This window comes from Schauerella aestuarii (genome assembly GCF_009866805.1).
In the GTDB taxonomy this organism is placed as follows: Bacteria; Pseudomonadota; Gammaproteobacteria; order Burkholderiales; family Burkholderiaceae_B; genus Schauerella; species Schauerella aestuarii.
Genome location: NZ_SIZW01000043.1, coordinates 138,476 through 164,443, shown reverse-complemented (window position 1 = coordinate 164,443; position 25,968 = coordinate 138,476). Strand labels below are relative to the sequence as shown.

Here is a 25,968-nt window from a genome sequence, read left to right as displayed (position 1 = left end):
CGCGCCTACGGAACATCGTCTACCTGACAGGAGGCCATCCATGGCCCACTATCACGACAACCCCGAAGCCGTACGCGCGCTGGTGCGCGAAACCGAAGTCCACAAGGACTTGTTCATCGACGACGCGCTCTTCGACCTCGAGATGGAGCATGTATTCGCACGCACCTGGGTGTATGTCGGGCACGACAGCCAGATCCCCAATACCGGCGACTACTACACCACCACAATCGGCAACCAGCCCGTCGTAATGGTGCGCCACACCGACAAAAGTGTGCGCGTGCTCTACAACCGATGTCCGCACAAGGGCACGATGGTCGCCGGCGAGGTGTGCGGCAACACCGGCAAATTCTTCCGCTGCCCCTATCACGCGTGGACGTTCAAGACCGACGGCAGTCTGCTCTCGATTCCCCTGAAGAAAGGCTACGAGAACACCGGGCTCGAATCCTCGGAAGCTGCCCAGGGCATGGCCCGCGTCGACCACGTCCGCAATCATCGCGGCTTCGTTTTCTGTCGCTTGAGCGACACCGGCGACAGCTTCGAGGATTTCTTCGGCGAGTCGCTTTCCACGCTGGACAACATGGCAGACCGCTCGCCCGAAGGCCGGCTTGAAGTGGCGGGCGGGGTGTTGCGCTATCTGCACGGCTGCAATTGGAAGATGCTGGTCGATAACCAGACCGACACCTGTCATCCCATGGTGGCCCACGAGTCATCCGCCGGCACGGCAGTGCGCGTGTGGAAAGAGGCGCCCGAAGGCACGCCCAAACCGATGGCGGTCGAACTCTTTGCGCCGTTCATCTCACCCTACGAGTTCTTCGAAGGCATGGGCATTCGCGTTTGGGAGAATGGCCACGGCCATACCGGCGTGTCGGATTCGATTCACGCCTCGTACAGCGGCATCCCCGGTTACTTCGAGGCCATGACGGCGGCCTATGGCGAAGCGCGCGCCAACCAGATTCTGGGCGACGTGCGCCACAACACCGTCTATTTTCCCAACATCATGGTGAAGGGGCCGATTCAGACGCTGCGCATCTTCAAACCGCTCGCCGCCAATCGCACCCTGGTGGAATCGTGGACCTTCCGGCTTGTGGGCGCACCCGACCTGCTGCTCGAACGCACCCTCATGTACAACCGCCTGATCAACGCACCCACCTCGGTAGTCGGGCATGACGACCTCGAGATGTATGAGCGTGCACAGGAAGGCCTGCATGCGCGGGGTCGCGACTGGGTCAACGTCGGGCGCCTGTATGACGCGTCCGAAGTCGGCCGGCGCAATGAGGTCACCAACGGCACCAACGAGTGGCAGATGCGCAATCAGTATCGTGCCTGGGCGCGATACATGACGGAGGGTATGACCGAAGCCGCGGCTGTGGCGCAATCCACCGCCAGCCAGCCGCCATCCAGCAGCGCCGCGCTGCCCCAGGCGGTCTCATGACAGCGATCGCGAACGCCGCCTTGATCGACTTCGTCTACCGCGAAGCGCGCCTGCTCGACGAACTGGACTTCGAACCCTGGCTGGACCTGTTTACCGAAGACGGCCATTACTGGATGCCGCTCGCCCGCGATCAGCAGGATGCGCGGCTGCATGCGTCGCTGATGTATGAGGACAAGCTGCTGCTGCGCGTGCGCGTCGAGCGCTTGACCGGCCAGCGCACCTTCTCGCAGCAACCGAAAAGCCGTTGCCATCACTTGCTGCAGCAGCCGACGGTCGAACACGATCACCCAGCCGCCGACCCCGATAACGGGCGCTACGTGGTGCGCACCGCCTTTCATTACGTGGAAACGCGGCTCGACAGCCAAACCCTCTTTGCGGGCTGGGCCACGCATCATCTGGTGGCCACATCGGAAGGGCTGCGCATCCACCTCAAACGTGTCGATCTGGTCAATTGCGATGCCGCCTTCGGCAATATTCAACTCTTCATGTAAGGGACGCGCGTGAACGCTACCGTTTATCAAGCCTTTCAGACATCGGTGGCGCAGTGGCGCGACCGACCCATGCTGTGCGTCTTGGCGGAAACGGCGGCGCTCTACGGTATCGATGCCGGCGAGATCACCTACGGCACGGCCGCAAACGACGTCGAACGTCTGAAATCGGCCTATGCCGCTGCCGGATACGGCCACGGTCATCGTGCCGGCTTGCTACTTGAAAATCGGCCTGCATTTTTGCTGCACTGGTATGCACTCAATGCGCTCGGCGTCTCGGTGGTGCCCATCGGCCCCGATCTGCGCGCCGCAGAGCTCGAATACCTGATCGCTCATTCCGAGATCGCGATTGCCGTTGCGATCCCGTCCCGGCATGCTGCGCTCAACGCCGCAGCGGTGCAGGCCGCGCGGCCATTGCAGGTCATGGCGCCGGAAGACGCACCCAAGCCCGCGTTGTTTGCCGCACCCCATGCCGGCACACCCATCGGTGCCGGCACCGAATGCGCACTGCTCTATACCTCGGGCACCACCGGGCGACCCAAAGGCTGCATCCTGCCCAACGAGTACTTTCTGCATGCCGGGCACTGGTATGCGCAGGTCGGCGGCCTGGCAGCGCTTCAGCCTGGCACCGATCGCATGCTCACGCCGCTGCCGCTGGTGCACATGAATGCCATGGCCTACTCGGCCATGGCGATGATGTTGACGGGCGGTTGTCTGATCGTGCTGGATCGCTTCCATCCCAAGACGTGGTGGGAGAGCGTGCGGGCAAGCGGCGCCACCGTGCTGCACTATCTGGGCGTGATGCCGGCCATCCTGATGAAAGCCCCGCCGGCCGCCAGCGATCTCGACCACAACGTGCGCTTCGGTTTCGGCGCGGGCGTGGACCGCGCGCTGCAAGGGCCGTTCGAGGCACGCTTCGGTTTTCCGTTGCTCGAGGCCTGGGCCATGACCGAGACGGGCGCCGGCGCTGTCATCATGGCGCATCTCGAGCCGCGTCACATCGGTGAGAGCTGCTTCGGGGCCGAAGGCGACGACGTGCTCGTGCGCGTGGTGACCGATAACGGCGGCGACGCCCAGGCGGGAGAGCCCGGCGAACTGCTGGTCCGCCACGCGGGCGATCGCCCGCGTTTCGGCTTCTTCGCCGGCTATCTGAAAGATGACGCCGCGACCAACGACGCGTGGCGCGACGGCTGGTTTCACACGGGCGACATCGTGCGGCGCGAAGCCGACGGCGCGTTCCGCTTCGTCGATCGCAAGAAAAACGTGATCCGCCGCAGCGGCGAGAACATCTCCGCCGTGGAAGTGGAAAGCGTGCTCGCGCGCCATCCCGATGTGCGCGCCGTCGCCGTGGCCGCGGTGCCCGACGCGGTACGCGGCGATGAGGTGCTGGCGTGCATCGTCACTGAGGCCACCGATCCTGCGGCACGCCAAGCCATCGCGCACAGCATCGTCACCTGGTGCCTCACGCAACTGGCTTACTACAAGGCGCCGGGCTATGTGGCGTTCGTCGACGCGTTGCCGCTTACCCCAACCAACAAGATCCAACGCGGCGAGATGAAAACCCTGGCACCCACCCTCGTGGGTAGCGAGGCATGCGTGAACACCTGCGCGATGAAAAAGCGCGTCGAGGTCACGTCATGAGCCGCACACGCCGCGACTATGCCGGCGTGGTCGCCACAGTGCCGACCACGTTGCCGTACGTTCGATTCTCGCCGCACAGCGCGCATTGGTGGTTGGGCGGCGTGCTGCGCGAACTCATCGTCGGCGCAGGCATTGCCAAAACCGATATCGACGGCCTGTGCGTGTCGAGTTTTACCCTCGCTCCCGATACCGCCGTCGCGCTCACACAGCATCTGGGCATGAGCCCCCGGTGGCTCGACCACATTCCCATGGGCGGCGCAAGCGGCGTGGTGGCGCTACGGCGTGCCGCACGCGCCGTTCAAGCCGGTGACGCCGACGTCGTCGCCTGCATCGCCGGCGACACCAATCAACCGGACTCGTTTCGCGACACCATCAGCGCATTTTCCCGTTTCGCCCAGGATGCCGTCTATCCCTATGGCGCAGCCGGCCCCAACGCCAGTTTTGCGCTGCTGACCGCGCATTACATGCGCCGCACGGGGGCCATGCGCGAAGACTTCGGCAAGCTCTGCGTGGCCCAGCGCGACAACGCGCTGCGCTACCCGCACGCGTTGATGAAGAAGCCGCTCTCGATGGACGACTACATGCAGGCGCGCCCGATCGCAGATCCCATTCATCTTTTCGATTGCGTAATGCCCTGCGCCGGCGCGGACGGCTATCTGGTCATGACCGAAGATCGCGCGCGCGACCTGAAACTTCCGTTCGTGCGCATTCTTTCGACCATCGAGCGCCATAACGCATGGAGCAACGATCCGATCCAGATGCGCGGCGGCTGGACGGTCGATGTCGATGAGCTTTACGGCATGGCCGGCGTGGGGCCCTGGGACATGGACTTCGTGCAGGCCTACGACGACTATCCGGTCATCAACATGATGCAGCTGGAAGACCTGGGCTTTTGCGGCAAGGGCGACGGGCCCGACTTCGTGCGCGCCAATACCTTCACCGTCGATGGCAGCTTTCCGTTCAACACCAATGGCGGACAGTTGTCCGTGGGCCAGGCCGGCGCGGCGGGCGGCTACCTCGGCATCGTGGAGGCCATGCGCCAGCTCACCGGCGCGGCCAAGGGCCGCCAGGTGGAAGATGCCGAGCATGGTTTGGTCAGCGGCTTCGGCATGATCAATTACGACCGCGGGCTATGTACGGCCGCCGCGGTATTGTCGCGGGGGCAGGCATGAGCACGGACCTCGATACGCAAGCCTTGCCGCCGGCCGCACGGAGCGCGAAGGCGCAAGAATTGAATGCCATCGCGGCGCAGGCGCGCTTCGCACTGCAAGGCTGCACGCACTGCGGCACGATCCAATACCCACCGCGCGAAGTATGTGTGAACTGCCTGAGCGACGCGCTGAAGTGGCGCGACGTTTCGTCCGAAGGCAAATTGCTTGCCGTGACCACGCTGCACCATAGCAACGAGCCCTATTTTCAAGCGCGGCTGCCTTGGCGTGTGGGCATGGTGCGCTTCGATTGCGGCCCCTCCGCGGTGGTGCATGTGGATGCCGACTGCATCCCGGACGGCCGGGTACGCATCACCCTCGACCTCGATGCCAGCGGCCAGGCCGTCCTGACGGCGCACGCCATTGCCCCCCCGGGCGCCGTCAACGCCCCGCTTCCCTCCCCCCTTCCAGGCGCGTCGACATGAACTCATCCGCATTATCTTCCGACGCCGCGAATGCCGATCGCATCGCCCTGGTGACCGGGGGCAGCACCGGCATCGGTGCCGGCATTTGCCACAGCATGCTCGACGCCGGCTACACGGTGATATCGCTGGCACGCCGCGCGGCCGATATCACCCACCCCAATCTGCACAACATCCAGGTGGATCTGCTCGACGCCACCGCTACCGAGCAGGCTGCGGCAGAGGCCGCCCGCCGCTTCGCCATCAGTCACGTCGTGCACAACGCAGGCGTCATCTGGCCCGCGCTCTTGCCCGAGGTCAAGCAGAGCGATCTGCAAGGCTTGACGCAATTGCATCTGGGCGCCGCCATCAGTCTGGTACAGGCGGCGCTGCCCGGCATGCAGGCGCGCCAGTTCGGCCGCATCGTGCTGCTCTCGTCGCGCGGCGCGTTGGGCTTGCCAACCCGCACCGCCTACTCGGCCACCAAGGCCGGCATGATCGGCATGGCGCGCACCTGGTCGCTCGAACTGGCCGCGCACGGCATCACCGTCAACGTGGTCGCGCCCGGCCCGGTACAGACCGACATGTTCTACGAGGTGGTCGAACGCGGCAGTGCGCGCGAGCAGCAACTGGCCCGCAGCATTCCGGTGGGCCGACTGGGTCGTGCCGACGATGTCGCCCGCGCCGTGATGTTCTTTTCCGATCCGCAAAACAGTTTCATCACCGGCCAGACGCTGTTCGTCTGCGGCGGTGCGAGTGTGAGTTCCATCACGATCTAGGTTATCCACCCATCTCCCATCCGGAGGGTTCACCATGCATTCCAAGAAATTCGCGCTGGCCGCAGCCGTTCTCGCCACCCTCTGCACCTTGCCCGCGATGGCGCAAGTCAAGATAGGCGTGGTGACGTCATCCACGGGGCCCACGGCACTGGTCGGCATCCCGCAGAAAAACTCCGTGCCGCTCTTGCCCAAGAAGATCGGCGATCTCACGGTCGAATACATCTCGCTGGATGACGCCAGCGATTCCACCGCATCGGTCACGGCCTTCAAGAAGCTGATTTCCGAGCAGAACGTGGACGCCATCATCGGGCCTTCAGGCTCACCCAACGCCATGGGCACGATCCAGTTCGCAGCAGAATCGGGCACCCCCATGCTGGCGCCGGTCGGTACGGCCGCCGTGGTGCTGCCGATGAATGAGCAAAAGAAATGGGTGTTCAAGACCACGCAAAACGACGACATCATCGCGCGCGCGCTGGTCGAGCACATGGCCAAGACCGGCATCAAGACGGTGGGGTTCATCGGCCTGAACGACCCGTACGGTGAGAATTGGTACAAGGTGTTCTCGGGCATGGCGGCGGAGAAAGGCATCAAGATCACGGCCAACGAACGCTACGTGCGCACCGATAGTTCGGTCACCGGGCAGGCGCTCAAGTTGCTGTCGGCGCGCCCCGATGCCGTGCTCATCGCCGCGCCGGGTGCCGCCAGCGTTCTGCCGCAAAACACGCTCTTCGATCAAGGCTACAAAGGCAAGTTCTATCAAACGCACGGCGCCGCGTTGCCGGACTTTCTCAAGCTGGGCGGCAAGCGCGTCGAAGGCACGATCCTCGCCGCGAGCCTGATGTTGGTCTTGCCTGAAATACCCGACAGCAACCCTTCGAAGAAGGTCGCCACCGACTACATCGCCGCTTACGAGAAGCTCAACGGGTCCAAGCCCGCCACCTTCGGCGCAAATGTGTATGACGCCGGGCTCCTGCTCGAGAAAGCGGTGCCGATTGCAGGCAAAACGGCCAAACCCGGCACGCCCGAATTTCGCAGCGCCTTGCGCGATGCACTCGAACAGACGCGTGAGCTCGTGGGCACGCAAGGCGTCTACAACATGTCGGCGGCCGATCACAGCGGTTTCGATGAGCGCGGCCGTGAGTTGATCACGGTCAAGAACGGCGACTGGGCCCTGATCAAGTAACGGCCCGGAGCGACAACACGCCATGGATGCCCAGATCGCCCTGATCCTGACGCAGGACGGCATTACCAACGGCGCGGTCTACGCGCTGCTGGCGATGGCCATCCTGCTCGTCTTCACCGTAACCCGGGTGCTGTTCATCCCGCAGGGGGAGTTCGTGGCGTTCGCCGCGCTTGCGATGGCGGCCCTGCAAACGGGCCGCCCCACCACGCTCGTGTGGTTGCTTGCGGGCTTTGCCGTGGCCGAGGCCTGCGCCGACGCCTGGGCGATACGCAAGCGGCGCGGCGCCTGGCACCTGCCACGCGGTTTGTTGCTCAAGCTCGCCTACCCGTTCGCACTGGCCGCATTGCTCTATACCCTGCCCCTGGCCACCCTGCCGATGGCCGTGCGCGCACTGCTCGTTCTGGCGCTGCTCGTGCCGATGGGACCGCAACTCTATCGCCTCTTCTATCAACCGATCGCTTCGGCGTCGCCGCTGATTCTGCTCATCGTGTCGATCGCCGTGCACATTGCATTGGTCGGGCTGGGGCTTTTGATCTTCGGCGTGGATGGCGGGCGCACCGATCCCTTCACCGACACCGTCTTGACCGTGGGCCCCGCCAATGTGCCGAGCCAGGTGCTGTGGGTGATCGGCGTCTCGGTGGTGTTGATCGTCGTGCTGTATGTGTGCTTCGATCGCACGCTGTACGGCAAGGCTTTGCGCGCTGCGGCCTATAACCGCACCGGCGCGCGATTGATGGGGATCTCGCCCGTGTTTGCCGGTCGCGCCACCTTCTTTCTGGCCGCGTTGATCGGCACCGTCTCCGGCATTCTCATCGCGCCGATCACCACGGTGTACTACGACTCGGGTTTTCTGATCAGCTTGAAGGGCTTCGTGGGCGCCATCATCGGCGGCCTCGTCAGCTATCCGCTGGCGGCCGGTGGCGCAGTCCTGGTCGGGATGATCGAAGCCTTTTCGGCGTTCTGGGCCAGCGCCTACAAAGAGATCATCGTGTTTACGTTGATCATTCCCGTCCTGCTCTGGCGCTCGCTGCGCAGCCACACGGTCGAAGAGGAAGACGAATGACGCCGCGCCGCCTGATCCTGATCTTTCTGGCGCTGCTGGCCGTGGCGCCCCTGGTGCTGCCGCCGTTTTACGTCACCTTGCTCAACTACATCGGCTTGTACGCGATGGTGGCGCTGGGGCTCGTCTTGCTCACCGGCGTGGGCGGACTCACCAGCTTCGGCCAGGCTGCCTTCGTGGGCCTGGGTGCCTACACCACCGCCATCCTCACCACGCAAGGCGACACGCTTCCCGCATGGATGGCGTGGCTGGGCGCGTCGCCCTGGATCACGTTGCTGGTGGGACTGGCGATCACATTGGTGGTGGCGTGGCTGCTCGGCGCCATCACCCTGAGTCTCTCCGGCCACTTCCTGCCCCTGGGGACGATCGCCTGGGGCCTGAGCTTGTACTACGCCTTCGGCTCGGTCGACGGTTTCGGCGGCCACACCGGCCTGCCCAATATCCCGGTGATTTCTTTTTTCGGTATTGCGCTCAATACCGGCGAACGCATTTTCTATCTGATCTGGGCGTTCATGCTGCTCGCGCTCTGGTCCACGCAAAACCTGCTCGATTCACGCGAGGGGCGGGCGATCCGCGCACTCAAGGGCGGACGCATCATGGCCGAATCGATGGGTGTGAATACGGCGCGCGCGCGCGTCATTATTTTTCTCGTGGCCGCCCTTCAAGCCAGCGCGTCCGGCTGGCTTTATGCCCACATGCAACGCTTCGTCAACCCGCAGCCCTTCGGCTTGCAGATGGGGATCGAATATCTGTTCATGGCCGTGATCGGCGGCGCAGGCCATGTGTGGGGCGCCATCGTGGGCGCAGGCCTCTTCACGCTGCTCAAACAATGGCTGCAGGACTGGCTGCCCAGGTTATTGGGGCAAACGGGCAATTTCGAGATCATCGTGTTCGGCTTCGGGATGGTGCTGCTGCTGCACCGTGCGCGCGGGGGACTGTGGCCGCTGATCGCCAGATGGGTGCCGGTGCGCCGCGCGCCGCGCGCGATCGATTCGACCGCACCGCCGCTGCCCGCCAAACCCATGCCCACGCGGGGCGACGTCGTGCTGCAGGCCGATCGCATCACCCGCAAGTTTGGTGGCTTGGTGGCCAATAACGACATGAGCCTGGACGTGCACGCCGGTGAAATCCTGGCCTTGATCGGACCCAACGGCGCAGGCAAGAGCACCTTCTTCAATCAGCTCTCGGGCGTGGACACGCCCACGTCCGGCAGCGTGGTGTTTCTAGGGCGGGAGGTGACCGGGCTCGGCGCACGTCACATCGCGCGCATGGGCCTGTCGCGCACGTTCCAGCATGTGCGGCTGCTGGGCAAAATGAGCGTACTGGAGAACGTCGCCATCGGCGCGCATCTACGCGGGCACAAAGGCATCCTGTCTTCGGCATGGCGCCTGGATCGCAGCGAGGAAGCGCAATTGCTGGCCTGCGCCGCGCAGCACATCGAGCGTGTCGGTCTCGGCGCGCACATGCATGACGAGGCCGGTTCGTTGTCGTTGGGCCAGCAGCGCATCCTCGAAATCGCCCGCGCGCTCACGTCCGACCCGGCCGTGCTGTTGCTCGACGAGCCGGCCGCCGGCCTGCGCTACCTCGAAAAGCAGGCGCTGGCGCAGTTGCTGCGCCGCTTGAAAGATGAAGGGATGGCCATCCTGCTCGTCGAACACGACATGGAATTCGTGATGGGCCTGGTGGACCGCATCGTCGTCATGGACTTCGGCGAGAAGATCGCCGAAGGCTTGCCTGCCGAGATTCGCGAAAATCCCGCCGTGCTCGACGCTTATCTGGGAGGCGTGGACTAAATGAGCGATCTACTCACCGTACGCGGCCTGCAGGTGGCCTACGACAACATCACTGCGGTGGGCGGCGTCGATCTCACCGTGGGCCGCGGCCAGATCGTGACGGTCATCGGGCCTAACGGCGCCGGCAAGACCACGCTGCTCTCGGCCATCATGGGCATGCTGCCGTCACGTGGCGACATCGTGTTCGGCGACCGGCCGTTCGTCCATGCCGAGGTCGAGGACATGGTCGCCGCCGGGATGAATCTCGTCCCGGAAAAGCGCGAGCTCTTCGGCGAGATGACGGTCGAAGACAACCTCGCCCTCGGCGGCTTTCATCGCTACCGCACCGGGCAGCGCGATCAAACGCAAAGCCTGCAAGAGGTGTACGACCTCTTCCCGCGCCTGCGCGAACGCCGCGGTCAACTGGCGGCCACGCTGTCGGGGGGTGAACGCCAGATGCTGGCGCTGGGCCGCGCGCTCATGGCGCGCCCCACGTTGCTGATGCTCGACGAGCCAAGTCTGGGCCTGGCACCGCGCATCGTGGGCGAAGTCCTCAACATCGTCGTGGAGCTGCGGCGTCGCGGCGTTTCGATCCTGCTGGTCGAGCAGAACGCGCGCGCCGCATTGAAGATCGCCGATTACGCCTACGTGCTCGAACTCGGCGCCGTCACGCTCGAAGGGCCGGCCGCGGAAGTCGCGCAAAACCCGAAGGTTATCGACATCTATCTGGGGCATGGCAAACCGGTCGCCCCAGCGATTTAACGCACCATCACACCGATAAGGGAACCGTCGTGAGTACAGTGGTCGCAGGATCCGGGCAACCGGTCAGTCTTCGCAAAATCGTCGCCGCATCGGTCGCCGGCAACGCCCTGGAATGGTATGACTTCTTCCTGTATGGCACCGCCGCCGCGCTCGTGTTCGGGCAACTGTTCTTTCCGGTGGGCACCGATCCCCTCACCGGCACCCTGGCCGCGTTCGCCGGGTTTGCCGTCGGGTTCATCGCGCGCCCCTTCGGCGCGGTGATCTTCGGCCACATCGGCGATCGCATCGGGCGCCGCACGGCGCTGGTGGCCACGCTCTTCATCATGGGCGCCTCGACATTCCTGATCGGCCTGTTGCCCACCTATGCCACGATCGGTATCTGGGCACCGATCGGGCTGGTCTTGCTGCGCCTTCTCCAAGGCATGGCGGCCGGCGGCGAGTGGGGCGGCGGGGTGCTGATCATCTCCGAAAACGCGCCACCCAATCGGCGCGGGTTCTACGCCGCCTGGAGCCAGGCGGGTGTCGCAGGCGGCTTCGTGCTGTCGGCGGCCGCCTTCCTTGCCGTGCAGCAACTGCCGCCGGAGGACTTCCTGGCGTGGGGGTGGCGACTCCCGTTCCTGGGCAGCGTGGTGCTGTTCGGCGTCGGGGCCTACATTCGCCACAAGCTGCCCGAGACGGAAGACTTCAGCAAAGCCGAAAAGGCCGGGAAGTCAGGCACGCACGTCCCCAAGAAAGCCGAGATGCCCTGGCTGCGCGCGTTCAAGGAGCATCCCAGGGGCATGCTGGTGGGCATGGGCCTGCGAATCGCCGAAAGCGGCGGCTCATATATCTTCCTCGCGTTCTCGCTGGCATACGGCAAATACATCGGCGTGTCGAATACGGTGATGCTCGCCGGCGTCATGATCTCGATGACGCTGGCCCTGCCCGCCATGATTGCCTACGGCGCCCTGTCCGACCGCATCGGCCGTCGGCCGGTATACCTGATGGGCACCATCGGTTTGATGATCGTGGCGTTTCCGTTTTTCTGGATGATCGCCACCAAGGACACCACATTGGTCATCCTCGCATTCGTCCTGGCCAACACCTTGTGCCATGCCGCGATGATCGGCACGCAACCGAGCTTCTACACCGAACTCTTTTCCACCGACGTACGGTACTCCGGCATTTCGATCGGCCGCGAAATCGCGTCGGTGGTGGGCGGCGGCTTTGCGCCCTTCATCGCCACCGCATTGCTGTCGCGCTACCAGGCCGCCTGGCCCGTATCGCTTTATCTGATCTTCCTTGCCGCCGTCACCACTGCCGCCGTGCTGTATTCGCGCGGCATGACGCGCAACACGTGATGCAAGCCCCTTTCGAATTGGAGAATGCCCCATGACCGACGCCACCCTCACCTTCATGCAGCAACTGGCCGCCGGCGAACTGCGCCTGATCGATTTGACGCACACCCTCTCGCCCGAATTTCCGTCGTTGCAGCTGCCGCCCCAATTCGGTCAGGTCACCGGATTCAAGATCGACAAGATCTCCGAGTATGACGATGCCGGTCCGGGCTGGTACTGGAACAATTTCACCTGCGGTGAACACACCGGCACGCACTTCGATGCGCCGGCGCATTGGATCAGTGGCCGCGATCATCCAAACAACACCGTCGACACGATCGACCCCAAGAACTTCATTGCGCCGGCCGTCGTGATAGACGCGCGCGCCGAGGTCGCCGGCGATGAAGACTGGCTGCTCACCGTGGCGTTTCTGGAGAAGTGGGAAGCCCAACATGGCCGCATCCCGGCGGGAGCCTGGGTGCTGTTCCAATCCGGCTGGTCGAAACGCGTCAACGACCCTGCCGCGTTCCTGAATATGAAGGAAGACGGCGCGCACACGCCCGGGCCCACGCAGGAAACCGTGGAGTGGCTGATTCGCGAACGGGACGTGCACGGCTTCGGTGTGGAAACCATCAATACCGACGCCGGGCAATCGTATGCGTGGCCAACCGCGTACCCGTGCCACACACTGATGCACGGCGCCAATCGCTATGGCTTGCAGTGCCTGAACAACCTCGACCAACTGCCCGCCGTCGGTGCGGTGATCATTGCGGCCCCCTTGAAAATCCAGCGCGGCTCGGGCTCGCCGTTGCGGGTGCTGGCCCTCGTCCCTTAATCGTTTCAGGCAGATTCCATCGATGCAGACCGCCTCGCCCCAGATCATCATCGTCGGTAGCGGCATCAACGCGCTGGTGTGTGCCGCCGTACTCGCCAAACGCGGCAAAACGGTGCACGTCTTCGAGCGCAACGACACCCTGGGAGGATGCATCCGCACCGTGGAATTGTTTCCCGGGTATCGGCATGAGACGCTGTCGTCCTGGTATCCCCTTTTCATGGCCAGCCCCGGCTACGCCGAGCTCAAGGACGACCTCGCGGCCGCGGGCGTGCGCTTTCCGAGTAACGGATATACCACCGGCCTCGTCACCCCCGACGGCGAGCACCTGGCGCTCACGCATGACATTGCAGACACCGCCGCCCGCATGAATCGACTGGCGCCGGGCGATGGCGACGCATTCGCGACCCTGGCCGGGCAGCTGTTCCAACGCGATGCTCAGCTCACGTTCGGGCTGCTCGGCGAAGACCCCTACGGCTTCAAACTTTTGCGCACCCTGTTTGGCGCCTGGCGCGCGCGCGGCATCGGCGGATTGCTGAACTTTGCGTCGGAATCGCTGGAAAGTTTTCGGCGCTGGTCCGAGCGCACCTTCACCTCCCCCACTTCACGCGCGCTGCTCGCCCCTTGGGTGCTGCACAGCGGCATCGGCCCGGACGATGCCACCTCGGCGCTGATCGGCAAGGTCACCTTCGCAGCCGTCACGGCTGGCGGGATGCCGGTGGTGGAAGGCGGTGGCGAAAAACTGGTGGAAGGCCTGGCCGCCATCATTCGCAAGCACGGCGGACAACTCAGCACCGGCGCACATGTCGAGCGCGTGCTGCTCACCGGCAACACGGCGGTGGGCGTGCGCGCCAATGGCCGCGATTACCTTTGCAGCGAATCGGTGGTGTGCAACGTCACCCCCACACAGTTGTATCGCGACCTGCTGCCGCAAGCACCGCAAGCGGTTCGCGACAGCGCCGCGGCCTATCGCTACGGCCGGGGCTGCATGCAGATCCACTTCGCACTGAGTCGTCCGCCCACCTGGCCGGATGCCGAGCTGCTCTCCGTGCCGCTGGTGCACGTGACGGAAAGCATGGAAAACGTTTGCCTTGCCGTCGTGGAAGCCAACAACGGCCAGTTGCCGCGTTATCCCACGATCGCCGTCGGACAACCCGTGGCCGTCGATGCCACGCGCGCGCCTGCCGGCGGCTGGATCTTGTGGCTGCAATTGCAAGACATGCCATCCAAAGTGCGCGGCGATGCCGCAGGTGAAATCGCAGCGGAGGCCGACTTCACCTGGAGCCCGCGCATCCGCGAGGCGATGGCCGATCGCATTCAGCACCGTCTCGAACGCGTGCTGCCCGATCTGGCGTCGTGCATCGTGGGTCGGGTCGCCTACTCGCCCGCCGATCTGGAAGCCATGAACTGCAATCTGGTGGGCGGCGACCCCTACTCCGGCATCTGCTCGCCCGATCAATTCTTCTGGTTTCGGCCCTTCGCCAAGCGCGATGGCGTGGGCGGACACAAGACGCCATACGGCAACGTCTTTCACATTGGCGCAGCCACACATCCGGGGCCGGGGTTGGGCGGCAACTCGGGTTACCAGGTAGCGAACAAGCTCGCGAAACGCCGCTGAGAGCGGCGCAGCGCCACCGCCATCAACACGCGCGACGATCGACATCGCCCGGCTGGAGGTGCGAGGCGCATCGGAAGTGCAGCACGCCCGATCCGGCCGACGCGATCGATAGCGGCAAACCAGAGGTAAGGCCTGCACCAATTCATTGAAAAGCAGGAACAATTCGTGCTGCGTGTTATCACACATTCATGAATTCTCTTCGGGTTTGCCCGCTTTTTGGCCATGTTTTTTGCTCCTCCTACTCTCGTCGCTGAGCGCACGCTTTCATCCCGAGGCGCCGTTGCCGAGCGTGCTGCGCGCTTGCGGTTTCGCTCAGTTGCCACCGGCCTGCTGCTCGCAGCAGGCTTTGCCGCCAGCCCATCCAGCCAGGCCCAGAGCGTGGTGGCCGGCTGGTACAACCAGGCGAGCGATCGCGTCAGCCAGGTCTGGACGCAGGGCGACAACGAGCTCTACCTAACAGGCTACGCGTGGCATAACCGATGGGCGTACTCGCGCAGCAAGGTGCGTGAGTTCAACGAAACGTCATGGGGCGGCGGCTTCGGCAAAGGCCTTTACGACGAAGACGGCGACTGGCATGGTCTTTATGCGATGGCGTTCAAGGATTCGCATGACGACTGGCAGCCCATGGCGGGCTATGGCTATCAAAGCATCGCGCGGCCCACGGAAAACACGCGACTCGGTGCCGGCTTCACGGTATTCATGACTGCACGACGCGACATCATGAGCTACGTGCCGTTTCCCGGAATCCTGCCGCTCGTGTCCGCCGGCTATAAAAAAGCGACATTGTTCGGCGCGTATGTTCCGGGCAAGAAAGGCAACGGCAACGTGGCGTTCATTTTTGGCAAATACACGTTTTGAATTCGGCGCATCAGTGCCAGTCGGGCATGTCGATTCAAGTGGATCATCGTCACCTATGGCACCCACACGTTGCCCGTCGACGCGGCCTGCCTTTCGACCCATCTCGATATTTTTCTGAGCTAAGCCCTGTCAACCCGGCAGTTAATTTGAGCCGGTAGTTACCCTGAGGCCTGGCGAATGTCCCCTGCCAAACGCATCGCCACGCGGCAAAGTTATAACCCTGCAGAATACGAGACGTATAAAACGGACTTTGACAGCATGTTCGCCTGACCACTAGTGTGACCGTCATCCATCCATGACTCACCGATCAGGGAACACCATGACACGTCGACTTTTATCTGCCATAACGCTCGCAGTGCTGGGCGCTGCCTCCGGTTTCAGCAGCCTTGCGCACGCGCAATCCGCGGCCCGGCAGGAAATTCGTGTCAGCTCCAACGCCAGCGATATTGCGACCCTCGATCCGCATCGCGCGACCTCCACGGCAGACAAAAGCGTGGCGCAAATGCTGTTCAACGGATTGGTGCGGTTTCCGCCGGGGAGCGCCGACCCCGCCAAGCTGGAGGCCGATCTTGCCGAACGATGGGAGGCCAGCGCCGACAAAAAGCAATGGACCTTCTTCCTGCGACCGAACGTGAAGTTCCATGGAGACAATGGCACCGTCACCGCAGACGACGTGGTGTATTCCATCCAGCGTGCGGCCGATCCCAAACGATCCAGCTTTGCCGGCGCTTTCTCGATGATCGAGAAGGTTGAAGCCGTCGATCCCTTGACGGTTCGCTTCACCCTGAAATATCCGGATGCCGCTTTTCTCGGCCGAGTGTCGAATTACCACGGCGGCAACATCGTGAGCAAGAAGGCAGCGGAGGCATTGGGCGACAAGTTCGGCAACGCGCCCGTGGGCACGGGCCCGTTCAAGCTGGCGGAGCACGTCACGCAGCAGTACGTAAAGCTCGCGGCCAACGATCAATACTTTCGCGGTCAACCCAAAATCGGCGCGATTGTGTACCGCATGATTCCGTCCGACAGCGCCCGCGACCTGGCGTTCGCCTCGAGCGAGATCGACCTGATGCAGGGCAAGCGCGAGCAACGCTGGGTTGAACGGGCGCGCAAGCGCGACATGGCCGTGGACATCTTCGAGCCTTCGGAATTCCGCGTGCTGCACGTCAACCGCAACATCAAGCCGCTGGACAACATCAAGGTCCGGCAGGCACTTGCCATGTCGATCAACGTCGACGAGATCGTGCGCTACGTGGGCGCGGATGTCGCAGCCAAGACCTGTTCCGTTGTGCCCAACGGTTATCTCGGCGTCGATTGCTCGGCTGGCGAGTACCGATACGACGTAGCGGGTGCCAAGAAACTGCTGACCGAGGCCGGCTTTCCAAGCGGCATCGAGATCAAATCGATCGTTTCGAACATCTCAGCACAGCAGCCGATCATGGAGATCGTGCAGTCGCAGTTGGCGAAGGCCGGCATCAAGTTGAATCTGGAAGTGGTGGACCACGCGACGTATCAGGCGCAAAGCCGCAAAGACGTCAGTGCGTTGGTGTTCTATGGTGCCGCACGTTATCCGGATGCCGATAACTGGCTCAACGAGTTCTTCGATTCGGCCTCTGCAGTAGACGCGCCGACGGCGATGTCGAACTTTTCACACTGCGCCATCGCCGATAACGCAATTCGAGCCGCTCGCACCGAACCGGATGCGAACAAGCAACTGGCACTTTGGAAAGACGCGCAGACCAGCATTCACAACGACGTCTGCGCCGTACCGCTCTTCGGACTCAAGCAGGTGTGGGTGCATGCCCCTCGCGTCAAGTACGGCTATGACCTGCAGGGCGCACTGAACCTTGCACCGCCGATTACCGAGAACACGACCGTCACTGCCCCTTAAGACTGCCGAAACACAGTTCCGTGGCGACGTCACGCGCCTGGGCGATAAACGCCTCGGTGAGCGCGGAGTTGCGCACGGCCTGACTGCGGCAGATATAGAAGTCGAACAGCAATTCCGGGTCGAAACGGCGCAGCTTCAGGCGCGCCTGCATACCATGAGCAAACAGCGGATGAATCAGCGAAACGCCGAGGCCGTCGGCCACGAATTCGCACACGCCGGGCGCGGTCGAGCAGTCGAGCACCACATTCAGGTGCGCGCCGGCGGCATGAAAAGCGGCGGTCGTCAGTTGATAGGACTGGCTTTCCGGACTGAACGCGACAAAGGGTACGCCGTCCAGATCGCGCGGTCGGATCACGCGCTTGTTGGCGAGCGCATGGTTGGGATGCATGGCGCAAACCAACGGCGATTGCACCAAACGTTCCCCATTGACGTTGGCCCCATACATCTCATGCACGATCAGCCCCACATCGATCTTGCGCGCCACCAACCAGTCGGCGACGAAGCGGGATCCACGCGTTTCGATCGACACGCGGACACCGGGATGCTGCTCGAGAAAACGCGTCGTCACTCGGCGGATGAACGAACCGGAAAGCGCAGGCATGACGCCCACGCGCAGCGATCGCTGCTCGTCGCGGCGAATGGCATCAACCGATTGTTCGATCTGCTGCAGACCCGAAAAAACACGCTCGATGGATTCATAGAGCAGCTTGCTGTGATACGTGGGCAGAAGCTTGCCGCGCGTGCGATCGAACAGCGACAGGCCCGTTTCTTCTTCCAGGTGCGTCAACAGCTTGCTTACCGCGGGCTGCGACACGAACAGCGACTGGGCGGCGCGGCTGACGGAGCCATGTTCGATGACAGCCTTGAAGGCTTCGATCTGACGCAAATTCAAGGGGCGTTTCATGCTGGGGTCCCACGAGGTCGGCGGCCGAGATTAACGCAGATCGGCGCACGGGAGAAGTCCGCGTGATGAATGACGACTACGACGTGATCGTCTGTGGCGCCGGCGTCATGGGCGCCGCCATCGCGCTGGGCCTGACACGTCTGGGCCAACGCGTACTGGCACTGGACGGCGGCGACGGCGACTTTCGCGCCGCCCGTGCCAACTTCGGCCTGCTGTGGGTGCAAGGCAAGGGCTACGGCAAGCCGGACTATCAGGCCTTATCCCACGACGCGGCCGATCGTTGGCCAGACTTTGCCGCCGCATTGCAAGCGCAGAGCGGTGTCGATCTGCAATTCGAACAACGCGGCGGACTCCAGTTCTGTCTGGGCGAGGCCCAAATGGCGGCACGCGCCGAACGTGTCGCGACATGGCAGGCGCAACTCCCAAATATCAGCCCCTGCACGGAAATGATCGAGCGAAGCGCACTGATGCAACTGATGCCCGACGCCACGCTGGGACCCGATGTATCAGGTGCCAGCTTCTGCCACCGTGACGGCCAGATCAACCCGCTGAAACTCTTGCGCGCGTTGCAGGGCGCGTTGGTGGCCGGTGGGGGAACCCTCGTTCATGGCGCCCCTGTGTCGCGTATCACACCTGAATCGCGCAACGGTTTCAGCGTCCAGGCCGGCACCCGGATCTGGCGCAGTGCCAAAGTTGTCATTGCCGCCGGACTCGGCTCGCCGGCCTTGGGCGCCATGGTCGGCCTGGACGTGCCGATACGGCCGCAACGCGGGCAACTGCTTGTCACCGAGCGCCTCGCGCCCTTGCTGCCCTACCCCGCCAGCGGCTTGCGCCAAACCGGCGAAGGCACGGTGATGATCGGCGTCACGCAGGAAAACGTCGGTCTGGATATGAACACCACCACCGCCGCTGCGGCGCAGATGAGCCGCAAAGCCTTGCGTGTGCTGCCGGCACTGTCGGAAGTCAGGTGGGTTCGGCAATGGTCGGCGCTGCGCATCATGACCCCCGATGGCGCGCCGGTGTATGCACAATCCGCCACCCATCCGGGTGCCTTCATCGCCCTCTGCCATTCCGGCGTCACGCTGGCGCCGATCCACGCCGGCCCCGTGGCTGCAGCGATCGTCGATGGCGCATTGCCCTCTGCATTCAATTTCTTTCATCACAGGCGGTTTCATGTTTCGCAAGCTGAATGAATCGAGCGCGCAGGCGCTGACCCTGACGATCGACGGTGTGCCGGTCGTTGCCGAGCCCGGCGAAAGCGTTGCGGCGGTGCTGGTGCGCCAGCAGAATCCCGTGGCACGCAATACGCCGGTCGCGCAGAGTCCACGTGCGCCCTATTGCATGATGGGCGTGTGTTTCGACTGCCTGGCGATCGTCGACGGCGTGGCATCCACGCAAACCTGTCTGGTGACTGTGCGCGATGGCATGCGCGTGGCGCGCCAGTACGATAAACGCAAGGTGGTGGCATGAGCCGATCCTTCGATCTCTTGATTCTGGGCGCGGGCCCGGCCGGCATGAGCGCCGCCATTCGTGCCCGGCAACTCGGTCAAAGCGTGCTGGTGCTCGACGAGCAACCCGCACCGGGCGGGCAGGTGTGGCGCGCCGTGGAGCAGGTCGCGGCAACGCCCACCGGTGCACTGCTGGGCGACCAGTATCGTTCCGGTGCCGCCATCGCTGATGCCTTTCGCGCGTGCGGCGCAGTCTATGAACCGGGCAGTCAGGTCTGGCAGATCGAGCCTGGCTGGCAGGTGTATCTCAGCAGGAACAACGCGGCCGAGGTCGTGCAGGCGCAAAGCGTCGTGCTGGCGACTGGCGCGCAGGAACGCCCGGCGCCGTTTCCGGGCTGGACCCTGCCGGGCGTCATGACGGTGGGTGCCGCACAAATTCTGCTCAAGACGTCGCAACAGGTTCCCGCCAACCCGGTGTGGGTGGTGGGCAGCGGCCCGCTGCCGCTGCTTTACATGGTGCAGCTGCTGCAAGCAGGCGGCACCATTGCAGGCTGGCTCGACACCTCGCCCCGCGATAGCTTGCGGCGTGGCCTGCCGCACCTGCTGCAAGCGCTACCCGCCTGGCGAGACCTGCTGAAAGGTTGGACATGGTTGCGGCAATTGCGTCGTGCCGCCATACCCATTGCACCCGGCGTAGATCGATTTTCGGTCGCAGGCGCCGGTCGTGTGAACAGCCTGACCTACACGTCGGCCGATGGCGCCACAGTGACGGTTCCCGCCACGTTGGTGCTGGTACACGAAGGGGTCGTACCCTCCATCCACATCACGCAAACCATCGGATGCAAACACTCGTGGCGGGAGGCGCAGCAGTGCCTCGCCCCGGATGTCGATCGATGGGGGGAAACGTCGGAGGCCGGTATTTTCGTAGCAGGCGACGGCGCGGGTATCGGCGGCGCCACGGCGGCTTGCATGAGCGGCGAACTTGCCGCCATCGGTGCCGCACGTCGTGCCGGCGTACTGGATGACGCGGCAGCTGAGCAGGCGGCAAGTCACCTGCGCCGCCAGTTGACTTCGGCCCTGTCGAGTCGCCCACTGCTGGATGCGATGTACCCGCCGCGTCCCAGCACCTTCGATCCCAGCGACGACACCGTCGTCTGTCGCTGCGAGGAACTCACCGCCGGAGACATCCGGCGGGCGGCCCTGATCGGACGTCCCGGTCCCAATCAGATCAAGTCGTTCACGCGGGCCGGCATGGGCCCTTGCCAGGGACGTCAGTGCGGCTACACGATAGCCCACATCATCGCGCGAACCCAGCAAAGGCCGGTCGCCGAGGTGGGCTTCTATCGCATCCGCCCGCCCCTCAAACCGCTCACCCTGGGTGAGCTGGCGACGCTCGACATCGAGGAGCCGAAATCATGATGCGCACGGGATTCGACGTCATCGCGATCGGTGGCGGCTTGCATGGGCTTTCAGCGGCGCTGCGTTTGGCGCGCGCGGGGCAACGCGTACTTGTTCTGGAGCGCTCCTGGGTCGGCAGACACGCATCCGGCGCCTCGGCAGCCGGCGTGCGCACATTGAATCGGGATCGCGGCGAACTCGATCTGTCTCTGGAATCGATGGCAATGTGGCACGACATCGAAGCGCTCGTGGGCGATACGTGCGGCTTTCATGCCAATGGGCAGATCTGCGTTGCGGAAAGTCCGGCGTCGTTGGCCAAGTTGACTGCCAAAGTTGACGCGTTGCGGGGCGCTGGCTATACGCATGAAGAAATGATTGGGCCAGATGAGCTCAAGCGACTGCTGCCTGCGCTGAGTGGACACTGCGTGGGCGCCTCCATCGCTCGCAGCGATGGCGCGGCGGACCCCCATCGCACGTTACGCGCGTTTCGGCGCGCAGCAGAGGCCGCTGGGGTGACGATCCAGGAGCAATGCGGCGTGACCGCCATCGAACGGCAAGGTGGCGACTGGTGCGTCGTTGCTGGCGAGCGGCGCTGGACGGCAGCGGCGGTCATCAATGCGGCCGGCGCCTGGTCGGCCCGGATCGCCGCAATGGTGGGCGACGAGATTCCACTGGACACCAAGTCGTCGATGATGATGGTGACCGAGCGGCTGGCGCCGTTCATCAAACCAGTCGTATCGATCATGGGCCGATCGCTTTCATTCAAGCAATCCGACCAGGGCACCCTGGTGATCGGCGGCGGCTTGCAGGGCACGCCCAATCTCGATCGCGGGGCGTCGACGGCACGCATGCGCGTCTTGTCCAAAGGCGCACATGCGGCCGTGGATCTGTTTCCCGACGTGCGGGATATTCGCATCGTTCGGGTGTGGGCCGGGCTCGAAGCCAAGACCGAAGACATGCTGCCCATCGTCGGCCCATCGCCCAACGCACCCGGCGTGTTTCACGCATTCGGGTTTTCCGGCCATGGCTTTCAACTCGTGCCGGTAGTCGGCGCGGCGCTAGCCGACCTGATCGTTGACGGCCACACCGCGCGCCCGATCCAGAATCTTCAGGCCGCGCGACTGATGGGCGCGTCCATGGAAATGACGTTGCCGCCCTTATCCGGACAGCCCCCTCTCATCTCCGTCAAGGAGTCCACAGCATGATGCGTTACACCATCAAGCGACTGTTGCTGGCGTTGCCGACATTGCTCGCCATGCTGACCGCAGTCTTCATTCTCGTTCGTCTCGTTCCGGGAGACCCTGCGGCGGTGATGCTGGGCGACCAGGCCAGCGCCGAGGCGCTGGCGGCATTGCGCACGAAACTCGGGCTGGATGCGCCCGTCTACGTGCAGTATCTGCACTTTCTGCGTGACATCGTCACGGGTAACTTCGGCATTTCCATGTCGAGCGGACGGACGGTCTTGCAGGAGGTGTCGCTGGTATTGCCCTGGACCATCCAGCTCACCTTGGCCGCCATGCTGATCGGTGTGACGTTCGGTTTGCCGTTGGGCATCTGGGCCGCGTTGCGGCGCAACGCCTGGCCGGACTACATCGGGCGCCTTTTGTCGTTGACCGGTCTGTCTTTTCCCGCCTTCGTTTCGGCCATTCTGATGCTGCTCGTTTTTGCCATCCAACTGCGGTGGTTCCCGGTCATCGGTTCGACCGCACAAGGCGACTGGCTCGCGCAGCTGCGGGGCCTGGCGCTCCCGGCCTTCAATCTGGGGCTGATCATGATGGCCTACGTCATGCGCGTCACACGCTCATCGATGCTGGGCGTCATGGGCGAAGACTATGTGCGCACCGCCCGCGCCAAAGGCGTCCGACCCATGCGATTGATCTTGCGGCATGGGTTGCGCAACGCGCTCATTCCCATCGTCACCGTCGTCGGCCTCTACTTCGGAACGCTGATCGGCAACTCGGTGCTCACCGAAATCGTGTTCAACCGCCCAGGGCTTGGAAAATTGATCCTCGGTGCATTGAACGCGCGCGACTACAGCCTGCTGCAGGGGCTGATGATCGTCTTCGCCGCTTGCGTGATCGTCGTCAACCTCCTCACCGACCTGGTTTACGGCCTCGTCGATCCACGGGTGAAATACAAATGAGCGCTGTCGCCTTGACCCCCGCCGCACGACCCAATGCCCTATGGCTGGCACTGCGCAAGAATCGACTGTCCTGGATCGGGCTCGGCCTGCTGGCCGTCATCGTACTGGCCGCGATCTTCGCGCCCTGGCTGGCGCCGCACGATCCGTTGCAACAGAACATCGCCTATCGATTGGAGCCACCATCGGAAACCTTCTGGCTGGGAACGGACAGCTACGGCCGAGATGTTCTTTCGCGCCTGATCTACGGCGCGCGCATCTCGCTCTTCGTCGGCTTCGGCGCCATCATGATTGCGATGACCATCGGCTCGGCCCTCGGCATTCTGGCCGGTTATGTGGGCGGCCTGCTGGACCAGCTCATCATGGGGCTCGTCGATGTGCTGCTCTCATTTCCGACTTTGCTGCTGGGCCTGATGATCGCGGCAACGCTGGGGGCCAGCCTTGAGAACCTGATCATTGCCATCGCCATCACGGAGATTGCACCCTTCGTGCGCGTCGCCCGTGCGCCAACCATCACGCTCAAGCAACGCGACTTCGTTGAAGCCGGCCGCGCACTCGGCTTCGGCCCCATGCGCCTGATGCGGGTGCACATCCTGCCGAACATGATCTCCGATGTCGTGGTGCTCGGCTCATTGTGGATGGCCTCGGCGATTCGTACCGAAGCCTCGTTGAGCTTTATCGGATTGGGCGTGCCGCCCCCCACCGCAACGTGGGGCAGCATGATCCGGGAAGGGTTCGAGAACATCCTCGACGCCTGGTGGCTGACGGTGTTCCCAAGCCTGGCGATCTTGATCACGGTGCTGGCGTTGAACCTGCTGGGCGACGCCCTGCGCGACGCCATCGACCCCAAACTGCGCTCGGAGTAACCATGAATGCAACGCAACCTGTGCTCGAGCTGCGCGACTTGCGCACCGAGTTTCGTATCGGCGGCCAATGGCATGCAGCGGTACGCGGCGTCTCACTTACCGTTCATCCAAACGAAACCCTGGCGATCGTGGGCGAATCGGGCAGCGGCAAAAGCGTGACGGCGCTTTCCGTGCTGCGTCTTTTGCCCGCCAGCGGTGCGCGTCACGGCGCCGGATCGGTGTGGCTCGACGGTATGGAGATCAGCAACATCCCCGAGAAAGCGATGGCCAATCTGCGCGGCGACGCGATCGCGATGATCTTTCAGGAGCCCATGACGTCGTTGAATCCCACCATGACCATCGGCGACCAGATCGCGGAGGCCATTCGCCAGCACCGGCGCGTTTCGTGGCGGGAGGCTCGAGCGCTGGCCTTGGACGCCTTGAATGAAGTCAAGATACCCGCAGCGGCCAAGCGTTTCGATGATTATCCGCATCAGTTTTCCGGCGGTATGCGGCAGCGCGTGATGATTGCAATGGCGCTGGCGTGCAAGCCGAAGGTGCTGCTGGCCGACGAGCCCACGACAGCGCTTGACGTGACGATTCAGGCGCAGATCCTGACGCTGCTGGACGACTTGAAAACGGCACATGGCATGGCCGTCGTGTTCATCACCCACAACCTCGGCGTGGTTGCGCAGATCGCCGATCGCGTGGCCGTGATGTACGCCGGTGAAGTCGTCGAGCTGGCTGATGCCGGCGCCCTGTTCGCCCGCCCTACGCATCCGTATACAGAGGCCCTGCTGCGCGCCATGCCGCGCGTGGATATCGACACGAGCCATCTGGACCCCATTCCCGGCCGCGTCCCGCCACTCACCAGTATGCCGGCCGGTTGTGCCTATGCGTCGCGCTGCGCCTTGCGCGAGGATCGCTGTCTGGAAACCCATCCCATGCTTGAGGCATTGCCCGGCAGTGAACATCAAGTGCGTTGCATCGTGCGCGCCGAACACTTGAGAGAAACCGCATGAGCGCCCTGCTTGAAGTCCGACATCTGGTCAAACGCTTTGAGAGCGGCGGTGGTTGGCTAGGGGGTGAGAAACAGATCGTGCGTGCCGTCAATGACGTCTCGTTCAGTGTGGGCCGTGGCGAGTCGATCGGATTGGTTGGCGAATCCGGTTGCGGCAAATCCACCGTCGCACGCACGCTGTTGCGCTTGATCGAACCTGATGAAGGCGAGATTGTTTTCGAAGGCAAGGATCTGCGAAAGGCGACCTCCGCCGAGCTGCGCAAATTGCGCCAGCGCATACAGATCGTGTTCCAGGATCCCTACGCATCGCTGAACCCGCGCCGCACTGTGCGTCAAACGCTCGCCGAACCGTTGGTGGTACACGGGTTGGGCAACGCGGCGCAGATCGAAGCGAAGGTCACGAAGACGATCCTCGAAGTCGGCTTGCCCGCGACGGCACTGGATCGTTATCCGCATGAGTTCTCCGGCGGACAGCGCCAGCGCATCGGCATTGCCCGCGCTTTGGTGCTCGACCCCGAATTGATCATCGCCGATGAGCCCGTGTCGGCATTGGACGTGTCGGTGCAGGCGCAGATCCTGCAACTCCTCCAGCGATTGAAGGAAGAACGGGGACTATCGTTCGTGTTCGTCTCGCACGATCTGGGCGTGGTGCGGCACTTCTGCGATACGGTGTGCGTGATGTATCTGGGACGCATCATCGAGACCGGTCCCACGCGCGACATTCTGGATCGGCCACACCATCCTTACAGTCGCATGCTGCGCGACTCCTCACCTGTGCCCGATCCCTCGGCGCGCATCACACTGGAAAAGATCGTGGGCGAAATTCCGGCGCCAACGCATTTGCCCAGCGGCTGCACCTTCCACCCGCGCTGCTCCCGCGTGCGTGACGATTGCAAGGCAACACTGCCACCGTTGGCAGCCATGCCGCCCAGCCGCGCGTGTGCGTGCTATCACCCGATCGGCGAAGGGTGACA

At 63.6% G+C, this 25,968-nt stretch carries 24 protein-coding genes; 23 read left to right on the top strand and 1 reads right to left on the bottom strand.

The genetic code is table 11. From position 1 onward, the window contains the following. Positions 1-40: 40 nt before the first annotated feature. The 15 genes from EYW45_RS20215 to EYW45_RS20145 all read left to right on the top strand — a co-directional run bounded on the left by EYW45_RS20215 (position 41) and on the right by EYW45_RS20145 (position 17,238). A complete protein-coding gene (locus EYW45_RS20215) occupies positions 41-1,432 on the top strand; it encodes an aromatic ring-hydroxylating dioxygenase subunit alpha (protein ID WP_161137274.1) in 1,392 nt (463 codons plus the stop codon). Continuing rightward, entirely contained in the window at positions 1,429-1,923 is a 495-nt protein-coding gene (locus EYW45_RS20210) for an aromatic-ring-hydroxylating dioxygenase subunit beta (protein ID WP_161137273.1), read from the top strand. The genes EYW45_RS20215 and EYW45_RS20210 overlap by 4 nt, the downstream gene beginning before the upstream one ends. Before the next feature lie 9 nt (positions 1,924-1,932). Continuing rightward, positions 1,933-3,561, top strand: a complete 1,629-nt coding sequence (locus EYW45_RS20205; RefSeq protein ID WP_161137272.1) for an AMP-binding protein — start codon at positions 1,933-1,935, stop codon at positions 3,559-3,561. Next, positions 3,558-4,733, top strand: a complete 1,176-nt coding sequence (locus tag EYW45_RS20200) for a thiolase family protein (RefSeq protein ID WP_161137271.1) — start codon at positions 3,558-3,560, stop codon at positions 4,731-4,733. Before EYW45_RS20205 ends, EYW45_RS20200 begins: the two co-directional genes overlap by 4 nt. Further along, positions 4,730-5,194, top strand: coding sequence for a Zn-ribbon domain-containing OB-fold protein (locus EYW45_RS20195; RefSeq protein WP_161137270.1), 465 nt, complete (start codon positions 4,730-4,732; stop codon positions 5,192-5,194). The genes EYW45_RS20200 and EYW45_RS20195 overlap by 4 nt, the downstream gene beginning before the upstream one ends. Continuing rightward, positions 5,191-5,949: an SDR family NAD(P)-dependent oxidoreductase gene (locus tag EYW45_RS20190; RefSeq protein ID WP_161137269.1), complete on the top strand. Its 759-nt coding sequence runs from the start codon at positions 5,191-5,193 to the stop codon at positions 5,947-5,949. The genes EYW45_RS20195 and EYW45_RS20190 overlap by 4 nt, the downstream gene beginning before the upstream one ends. Positions 5,950-5,983: 34 nt before the next feature. After that, the gene (locus EYW45_RS20185) at positions 5,984-7,132 is read left to right on the top strand and encodes an ABC transporter substrate-binding protein (protein WP_161137268.1); all 1,149 of its coding nucleotides are present in this window, start codon (positions 5,984-5,986) and stop codon (positions 7,130-7,132) included. Positions 7,133-7,154: 22 nt separating this feature from the next. Continuing rightward, on the top strand, positions 7,155-8,195 hold the full coding sequence (locus EYW45_RS20180) for a branched-chain amino acid ABC transporter permease (RefSeq protein ID WP_161137267.1): 1,041 nt from the start codon (positions 7,155-7,157) through the stop codon (positions 8,193-8,195). After that, a complete protein-coding gene (locus tag EYW45_RS20175) occupies positions 8,192-9,985 on the top strand; it encodes a branched-chain amino acid ABC transporter ATP-binding protein/permease (RefSeq protein ID WP_161137266.1) in 1,794 nt (597 codons plus the stop codon). The genes EYW45_RS20180 and EYW45_RS20175 overlap by 4 nt, the downstream gene beginning before the upstream one ends. Further along, entirely contained in the window at positions 9,986-10,726 is a 741-nt protein-coding gene (locus EYW45_RS20170; protein ID WP_161137265.1) for an ABC transporter ATP-binding protein, read from the top strand. Positions 10,727-10,755: 29 nt separating this feature from the next. Then, positions 10,756-12,066 (top strand): MFS transporter, encoded by a 1,311-nt coding sequence (locus EYW45_RS20165; RefSeq protein ID WP_161137264.1) that lies wholly within the window; start codon positions 10,756-10,758, stop codon positions 12,064-12,066. A gap of 31 nt (positions 12,067-12,097) precedes the next feature. Then, positions 12,098-12,877 (top strand): cyclase family protein, encoded by a 780-nt coding sequence (locus tag EYW45_RS20160; RefSeq protein WP_161137263.1) that lies wholly within the window; start codon positions 12,098-12,100, stop codon positions 12,875-12,877. Positions 12,878-12,899: 22 nt separating this feature from the next. Next, positions 12,900-14,492, top strand: a complete 1,593-nt coding sequence (locus EYW45_RS20155; RefSeq protein WP_161137262.1) for a phytoene desaturase family protein — start codon at positions 12,900-12,902, stop codon at positions 14,490-14,492. Between the two features lie 222 nt (positions 14,493-14,714). Further along, the gene (gene pagP / locus EYW45_RS20150; protein ID WP_161137261.1) at positions 14,715-15,350 is read left to right on the top strand and encodes a lipid IV(A) palmitoyltransferase PagP; all 636 of its coding nucleotides are present in this window, start codon (positions 14,715-14,717) and stop codon (positions 15,348-15,350) included. Positions 15,351-15,669: 319 nt separating this feature from the next. Then, positions 15,670-17,238, top strand: a complete 1,569-nt coding sequence (locus tag EYW45_RS20145) for an ABC transporter substrate-binding protein (RefSeq protein ID WP_161137260.1) — start codon at positions 15,670-15,672, stop codon at positions 17,236-17,238. On the opposite strand, the gene EYW45_RS20140 is transcribed toward EYW45_RS20145, so the two are convergent. Continuing rightward, complete coding sequence (locus tag EYW45_RS20140; protein ID WP_161137259.1) at positions 17,225-18,142, bottom strand: LysR substrate-binding domain-containing protein; 918 nt, start codon at positions 18,140-18,142, stop codon at positions 17,225-17,227. The genes EYW45_RS20145 and EYW45_RS20140 overlap by 14 nt on opposite strands. Before the next feature lie 65 nt (positions 18,143-18,207). Between EYW45_RS20140 and EYW45_RS20135 the strand changes: the two genes are divergently transcribed. The 8 genes from EYW45_RS20135 to EYW45_RS20100 are packed head-to-tail and all read left to right on the top strand — an operon-like array spanning position 18,208 to position 25,966. Next, positions 18,208-19,335, top strand: a complete 1,128-nt coding sequence (locus EYW45_RS20135) for an NAD(P)/FAD-dependent oxidoreductase (RefSeq protein WP_161137258.1) — start codon at positions 18,208-18,210, stop codon at positions 19,333-19,335. Next, positions 19,316-19,612, top strand: a complete 297-nt coding sequence (locus EYW45_RS20130; RefSeq protein WP_161137257.1) for a (2Fe-2S)-binding protein — start codon at positions 19,316-19,318, stop codon at positions 19,610-19,612. The genes EYW45_RS20135 and EYW45_RS20130 overlap by 20 nt, the downstream gene beginning before the upstream one ends. Continuing rightward, positions 19,609-21,009 carry an NAD(P)/FAD-dependent oxidoreductase gene (locus EYW45_RS20125; RefSeq protein ID WP_161137256.1) on the top strand — a complete coding sequence of 467 codons (1,401 nt, stop codon included), beginning with the start codon at positions 19,609-19,611 and terminating at the stop codon, positions 21,007-21,009. The genes EYW45_RS20130 and EYW45_RS20125 overlap by 4 nt, the downstream gene beginning before the upstream one ends. Further along, on the top strand, positions 21,006-22,193 hold the full coding sequence (locus EYW45_RS20120; protein WP_235939165.1) for an NAD(P)/FAD-dependent oxidoreductase: 1,188 nt from the start codon (positions 21,006-21,008) through the stop codon (positions 22,191-22,193). The genes EYW45_RS20125 and EYW45_RS20120 overlap by 4 nt, the downstream gene beginning before the upstream one ends. After that, positions 22,190-23,131, top strand: a complete 942-nt coding sequence (locus tag EYW45_RS20115) for an ABC transporter permease (protein WP_161137255.1) — start codon at positions 22,190-22,192, stop codon at positions 23,129-23,131. Before EYW45_RS20120 ends, EYW45_RS20115 begins: the two co-directional genes overlap by 4 nt. Continuing rightward, entirely contained in the window at positions 23,128-23,994 is an 867-nt protein-coding gene (locus EYW45_RS20110) for an ABC transporter permease (RefSeq protein WP_161137254.1), read from the top strand. Before EYW45_RS20115 ends, EYW45_RS20110 begins: the two co-directional genes overlap by 4 nt. 2 nt (positions 23,995-23,996) lie before the next feature. Next, positions 23,997-24,995, top strand: a complete 999-nt coding sequence (locus EYW45_RS20105) for an ABC transporter ATP-binding protein (RefSeq protein WP_161137253.1) — start codon at positions 23,997-23,999, stop codon at positions 24,993-24,995. Further along, complete coding sequence (locus EYW45_RS20100) at positions 24,992-25,966, top strand: ABC transporter ATP-binding protein (protein WP_161137252.1); 975 nt, start codon at positions 24,992-24,994, stop codon at positions 25,964-25,966. Before EYW45_RS20105 ends, EYW45_RS20100 begins: the two co-directional genes overlap by 4 nt. The last annotated feature ends 2 nt before the right edge of the window (positions 25,967-25,968 follow it).

What these genes read in the sequence shown, in the direction of transcription:
- EYW45_RS20215 (WP_161137274.1), top strand. Translation starts at nt 41, where the DNA reads ATGGCCCACTATCACGACAACCCCGAAGCCGTACGCGCGCTGGTGCGC.
- EYW45_RS20210 (WP_161137273.1), top strand. Translation starts at nt 1,429, where the DNA reads ATGACAGCGATCGCGAACGCCGCCTTGATCGACTTCGTCTACCGCGAA.
- EYW45_RS20200 (WP_161137271.1), top strand. Translation starts at nt 3,558, where the DNA reads ATGAGCCGCACACGCCGCGACTATGCCGGCGTGGTCGCCACAGTGCCG.
- EYW45_RS20195 (WP_161137270.1), top strand. Translation starts at nt 4,730, where the DNA reads ATGAGCACGGACCTCGATACGCAAGCCTTGCCGCCGGCCGCACGGAGC.
- EYW45_RS20190 (WP_161137269.1), top strand. Translation starts at nt 5,191, where the DNA reads ATGAACTCATCCGCATTATCTTCCGACGCCGCGAATGCCGATCGCATC.
- EYW45_RS20185 (WP_161137268.1), top strand. Translation starts at nt 5,984, where the DNA reads ATGCATTCCAAGAAATTCGCGCTGGCCGCAGCCGTTCTCGCCACCCTC.
- EYW45_RS20180 (WP_161137267.1), top strand. Translation starts at nt 7,155, where the DNA reads ATGGATGCCCAGATCGCCCTGATCCTGACGCAGGACGGCATTACCAAC.
- EYW45_RS20175 (WP_161137266.1), top strand. Translation starts at nt 8,192, where the DNA reads ATGACGCCGCGCCGCCTGATCCTGATCTTTCTGGCGCTGCTGGCCGTG.
- EYW45_RS20170 (WP_161137265.1), top strand. Translation starts at nt 9,986, where the DNA reads ATGAGCGATCTACTCACCGTACGCGGCCTGCAGGTGGCCTACGACAAC.
- EYW45_RS20160 (WP_161137263.1), top strand. Translation starts at nt 12,098, where the DNA reads ATGACCGACGCCACCCTCACCTTCATGCAGCAACTGGCCGCCGGCGAA.
- EYW45_RS20155 (WP_161137262.1), top strand. Translation starts at nt 12,900, where the DNA reads ATGCAGACCGCCTCGCCCCAGATCATCATCGTCGGTAGCGGCATCAAC.
- pagP (WP_161137261.1), top strand. Translation starts at nt 14,715, where the DNA reads ATGTTTTTTGCTCCTCCTACTCTCGTCGCTGAGCGCACGCTTTCATCC.
- EYW45_RS20145 (WP_161137260.1), top strand. Translation starts at nt 15,670, where the DNA reads ATGACACGTCGACTTTTATCTGCCATAACGCTCGCAGTGCTGGGCGCT.
- EYW45_RS20140 (WP_161137259.1), bottom strand. Translation starts at nt 18,142, where the DNA reads ATGAAACGCCCCTTGAATTTGCGTCAGATCGAAGCCTTCAAGGCTGTC.
- EYW45_RS20135 (WP_161137258.1), top strand. Translation starts at nt 18,208, where the DNA reads ATGAATGACGACTACGACGTGATCGTCTGTGGCGCCGGCGTCATGGGC.
- EYW45_RS20130 (WP_161137257.1), top strand. Translation starts at nt 19,316, where the DNA reads ATGTTTCGCAAGCTGAATGAATCGAGCGCGCAGGCGCTGACCCTGACG.
- EYW45_RS20125 (WP_161137256.1), top strand. Translation starts at nt 19,609, where the DNA reads ATGAGCCGATCCTTCGATCTCTTGATTCTGGGCGCGGGCCCGGCCGGC.
- EYW45_RS20120 (WP_235939165.1), top strand. Translation starts at nt 21,006, where the DNA reads ATGATGCGCACGGGATTCGACGTCATCGCGATCGGTGGCGGCTTGCAT.
- EYW45_RS20115 (WP_161137255.1), top strand. Translation starts at nt 22,190, where the DNA reads ATGATGCGTTACACCATCAAGCGACTGTTGCTGGCGTTGCCGACATTG.
- EYW45_RS20110 (WP_161137254.1), top strand. Translation starts at nt 23,128, where the DNA reads ATGAGCGCTGTCGCCTTGACCCCCGCCGCACGACCCAATGCCCTATGG.
- EYW45_RS20105 (WP_161137253.1), top strand. Translation starts at nt 23,997, where the DNA reads ATGAATGCAACGCAACCTGTGCTCGAGCTGCGCGACTTGCGCACCGAG.
- EYW45_RS20100 (WP_161137252.1), top strand. Translation starts at nt 24,992, where the DNA reads ATGAGCGCCCTGCTTGAAGTCCGACATCTGGTCAAACGCTTTGAGAGC.